The sequence below is a fragment of the Arthrobacter sp. 2YAF22_2 genome (assembly GCF_052114645.1).
Lineage (GTDB): Bacteria > Actinomycetota > Actinomycetes > Actinomycetales > Micrococcaceae > Arthrobacter.
In genome coordinates this window covers 1-3,943 of the sequence record NZ_JBFRFD010000347.1, presented here as the reverse complement: position 1 = coordinate 3,943, position 3,943 = coordinate 1, and the positions used below count along the sequence as shown (strand labels likewise).

Genomic DNA, 3,943 nt, shown 5'->3' with positions numbered 1-3,943 from the left:
GTGATGACTATCGCGCCGCAGGGTGACTGCATTGTCGCCGTGCCGAAGGTGGCGCCAGCCAGCGGCCCGGGATGAGCCGGAGCGTTCTTGGTTGAAGTGTCCGTCGATTTGCTGGACGCGGCAGCAGCAGGCCTGCTCCTTGCCGATCCGCGCGGCGAACTGCAGGTCGTGGCCTCCGCCAGCAAACAAAGCCAGCTCGTTGAGATACTCCAACTCCGGGGCGGCACGACATCCGCTCCCGGAACGGGAAGTGGCCCGAATTCCAAGCGGGCGCGCTCTTCCAGGGTTTCCGTTCAGTACACGCCGTCCCAACGCGGGTTCACGGCAGGATAAGTGGAGCCAAGGGCCTCTTCGAAGAACAACCCGGCGCGCTGAGTCGGGGGGACTCCGCCGTCGGCCAGGCCCTGCGGACGTCGCAATGATCAGCATCCTGCAGGAACGCGTCTAACGTGAGCCGGAGTTGGTCACCGAACAATAGCAACGCGCCTTGAACAGCAGGATCCTCATTGAACAAGCCAAGGGAGTCATTGCCGGCACCGCGACAGTAGACATGGAAGAGGCGTTCCCGACGCGCCCTAGTCCCTGGCGCCGGCACGCTCACCAGGATGGCAGTGCCGGCACCGGGCCGTCCGTCTCAATGTGTCCGGCGTCCCCACGTGCCAGCCACTGGAGCAGGCCCTCGCGATCGGACACAACGCGCAAGCCCCCGTCGCCGATTACCCACTGGTCACGCTCTTCTGTCACCAGCGTCATTCCCGGGGCGCCCTTGGCGCGTAGCGATCGCACCACAGCTTCAAGGGCGTTCAGCAGCGAATCGGGGTCGGCCTCCTCGATCGTCCAGGCGGTGTCCAGGTCATGGTGATGCACGACCACTTCGGCAATTCGAAGCGCCACGATGGACGTAGCGGGGATGGGCTTGCTATTCACCTGCACTTCGGGGGCTGCGAGCTCCCCATCGAGTCGCTGGGCCTGCTCGGCAAAGAACCGCGCGGACACCAGCAGTTCGCCTGTGAGTTCCTCCCGTGGCAGCGCTGCCAGTGCCGAGATCGCCTGGGCTCGGGCCTCACCCGAGGGGTACAGGGTGGCCGCCTCCCCCGTGACGGCCCAATCGATGAGTTTTACCAGGGCGCGTCCGCTGGACGCGACGTGGGCGACAACATCGGCCCGGGTCCAGCCCTCGCACCGCGAGGGAGCGGCCATCTCCTCGTCAGATAGTGATGCGACGGTGGCCTGGAGCATGTCCGTTTCTCTGCCCAGCCGGGACAGGTCCGAGTATAGGCGTGCGCGGTTGATCATGCTGCCAGCCTATAGACGCCATATTGCAGGAACCAGCGTTCTGGCCCGCTGTTTCATATTTTGATCGTCTGGACTGAGAGGCGGAACAGCTGTGCAGTCTTACTTCACGGAAGAGATCGTTTGAGACCACCGGCATATAAATGACCCCCGGGCGGAATGCTGGGCTTTTCCCCCATATGGCGAACCTCACACACCTGTCAGGCTGAACGCACTCGGAGGACGGCCCCTCGGATCCTCCTGGCGCCGCAGGCCTCCGTTTCGCCCGGAGAGGACTTGGGGACCATGTCACAACCGCATGCCGTTGTAGCCGAAAATCCACAGAAGGAGGGTCGGACCGCCAATTGGGTGGCCTTCGTCATCTGCACAGCCCTCTTGTTTGACGGCTATGACCTCGTCATCTACGGCACAGTCCTTCCGGGACTGCTCGCCGACCCGGGCCAGATCGGAGCGTTTGATGCAGCCGCCGCCGGGCTCCTCGGATCCTGGGCCCTCATCGGGGTCCTTGTGGGCTCACTGGTTTGCGGCGCCTTCGGTGACTTTTTCGGCCGGCGCCGGCTGATGCTCCTGGGCATAGCCTGGTTCTCCGTCGGAATGTTCGCCACAGCCTTTGCCACCAGCGTCCCTGCGTTCGGCGCCCTGCGGTTTGCGACCGGACTCGGTCTGGGAATAGTCATTGCCAGCGCCGGCGCCACGATGGCTGAATTCGCGCCCGCGGGAAGGCGGCAGTTCTACAACGCAATCGTGTATTCGGGGATCCCGGCAGGCGGTGTCCTGGCCTCCATCCTGGGCATCCTTTTCCTCGACAGCATCGGCTGGCGCGGGCTGTTCATCATCGGCTCCCTGCCGCTGCTCGTTCTCTTGCCTATTGCCTGGCGCAAGCTCCCCGAATCACCGCGGTGGCTGTTGTCCCGGGGCCGTGAACAGGAGGCGCTCGCTGCCGCGCAACGTACCGGCGTACCGCTCATCGAAGAGCGGGTCATCCTGCAGGTCGGCGCCGCGCCGCAGAAATCAGGCTTTGCAGCCGTATTTTCCCGCCAGTTCGCAGTAGCATCCATTCTGCTGGGCCTGATGTCCTTCTGCGGTCTTCTGCTGACGTACGGACTCAACACGTGGCTGCCCAAGATCATGGAGGGCTACGGCTACGGACGGACATACTCCCTGTTCTTCCCGCTGGCGCTGAACCTCGGCGCAGTGGCAGGCGGTCTGCTCGCGTCTCGCCTGGCCGACAAGAGCGGCCCCCAGCGTGTCATCGCGGCCACCTTTGCACTGGCGACCATTTCCTTGGCACTAATGACCTTCAGCTTTCCGTTGCCGTTGCTCTTTGCTTTTATCGCCCTCGCAGGCGTGGGAACGCTGGGAACCCAGGTCCTGATCTACGGGTTCCAGTCCAACTACTTCACCACCAATGCCCGGGCCGCGGGCGTCGCATGGTGCGCAAGCGTGGGCCGGCTGGGCGGGGTGCTCGGTCCGATCATCGGCGGGTGGCTGGCCGCCGCGGGGGTCGGCGGATCCACAGCCTTCTACCTCTACGGGGCAGTGGCCCTGGTCGGCGCCGTGGTCACGGTCCTGGTGCCTCGCCAGCGCATGCTGGAGCAGGCCGAACACAAAGTCGAGGAGATCGCAGCTGGCCGGGCAGAGGACAGCATCCCTGCCTGACAGCTCACGTAGTCCACACCGACGCTGCTCTGTCRCTTTACGTCTGCTAATTATCCTAGTAGGGCTCATTCTGGTTATTCTTTGAATCAATAACGAGCCCAGGGCAGCCCGGGGTCGGTCAGCGGAAGGACGGGACCCAAAGTGGACATCCGCCAACTGAACTACTTCATTGCGGTTGCAGAGGAGAGGCATTTCGGCCGAGCTGCCAAGCGCCTCCACATGGCGCAGCCGCCTCTCTCGCAACAGATCCGCCAGCTGGAAGAGCAGCTCGGAGTCAAGTTGCTGAAGCGGACTACCCGCAGGGTGGACCTCACAGCGGCGGGTCAGCTTCTGCTGGACCGCGGACGGCAGATCGTCAACGACGTCGCCACCCTCCAGGCCGATGTCTACCAGGTGGGTCGGGGCGCAACCGGAGTCCTGCGGGTGGGCTTCTCAGGGTCTGCAACCTACGGCGTCATGCCCCAGATCGCCCGCCTCGCGAAACAGGTCCTGCCAGGTCTGTCCCTTGCGTTGCACGGTGAAATGCTCACGCCATCGATGGAAGCAGGCCTGCGGGACGGCACCCTGGACGCAGCGTTGCTGCGGCCGCCCGTCGCGTCGCAGGACATCGACTACAGGACGGTCACCCGGGAGCCGCTCGTCGTCGCGCTTCCGTCCTTCAGCGCCCTGGCCGTGGATCGGCCGGTGGCAATGCACGAACTGCAGGACCAGGACTTCATCGCCTACGGACCCGAGTCTGTGCTCTACCGCACCACAGCAGACTTGTGCCGCCAGGCGGGCTTCCAGCCGCGCATCACGCAGGTGGTTGGCGAAACGTCCACGATGTTGGCGTTCGTAGCCGCGGGCGGCGGTGTGGCGGTCATGCCGTCCAGCGTGCAGGCCTTCCAACTGGAAGGCGTGGCCTACCGGGAGATAGAAAGCGTCCCCGAAGTGGAGCTCGCCGTCGCCTGGATGCGCGGGCATCACTCTGCGCTGCTGCACAACTTTCTGG

General features: G+C 64.4%; 4 protein-coding genes. 2 read left to right on the top strand and 2 right to left on the bottom strand.

Going from position 1 to position 3,943, the window contains the following annotated elements; genetic code table 11:
- On the bottom strand, nt 1-189 hold a 189-nt coding region (locus AB4Y86_RS13705; RefSeq protein ID WP_441402763.1), incomplete at its 3' end, for a hypothetical protein.
- A 408-nt stretch (nt 190-597) separates the two neighbouring features.
- A complete protein-coding gene (locus tag AB4Y86_RS13700; protein ID WP_441402762.1) occupies nt 598-1,296 on the bottom strand; it encodes a maleylpyruvate isomerase family mycothiol-dependent enzyme in 699 nt (232 codons plus the stop codon).
- 282 nt (nt 1,297-1,578) lie between these two features.
- On the opposite strand from AB4Y86_RS13700, the gene AB4Y86_RS13695 reads away from it, so the two are divergent.
- Together AB4Y86_RS13695 and AB4Y86_RS13690 are read left to right on the top strand one after the other, a co-directional pair.
- Complete coding sequence (locus tag AB4Y86_RS13695) at nt 1,579-2,952, top strand: MFS transporter (protein ID WP_441402761.1); 1,374 nt, start codon at nt 1,579-1,581, stop codon at nt 2,950-2,952.
- 141 nt (nt 2,953-3,093) lie between these two features.
- A partial coding sequence (locus AB4Y86_RS13690; protein WP_441402760.1) for a LysR substrate-binding domain-containing protein occupies nt 3,094-3,943 on the top strand: 850 nt, incomplete at its 3' end.

Coding starts and splice junctions, on each gene's coding strand:
- AB4Y86_RS13700 (WP_441402762.1), bottom strand. CDS start 1,296: ATGATCAACCGCGCACGCCTATACTCGGACCTGTCCCGGCTGGGCAGA.
- AB4Y86_RS13695 (WP_441402761.1), top strand. CDS start 1,579: ATGTCACAACCGCATGCCGTTGTAGCCGAAAATCCACAGAAGGAGGGT.